This window comes from Levilactobacillus paucivorans, from assembly GCF_001437125.1.
Lineage (GTDB): Bacteria > Bacillota > Bacilli > Lactobacillales > Lactobacillaceae > Levilactobacillus > Levilactobacillus paucivorans.
Genome location: NZ_JQCA01000131.1, coordinates 1 through 296 on the forward strand (window position 1 = coordinate 1; position 296 = coordinate 296).

The following is a 296-nucleotide window of genomic DNA, read 5'->3' on the forward strand; positions in this document are numbered from 1 at the left end:
CAAACGCCAAATAGGTTTTGCATGGTGCCGTACAAGTAGTTTTCCACGTTCTTGATGTGCGTCTCATTGCTTCTAAGGGCGTTAAAGTAGCGTCTCAAGGCTTTAGTCATCAAAGGTTTAAGTTCTTCATCATCAAGTGGGATTATGACACCAATATCTTTGTGATCTTTCTCAACTCGGTACTTAGCATTTAAGATAATGCCAATGAAACGCCGCATTTGTTGCGGAGTGCGGCACCAGAAACTAAGCAGTATTCATCATGTTACAGCACCCAAGTAAAAGCTACGAAGATAAAA

The 296-nt window shown here is 41.2% G+C and carries 1 pseudogene; it reads right to left on the reverse strand.

What is annotated here, in order from left to right:
* A pseudogene (locus tag IV54_RS11895) lies at positions 1 to 251 on the reverse strand (replication initiator protein A); the annotation flags it as partial.
* Positions 252 to 296: the final 45 nt, after the last annotated feature.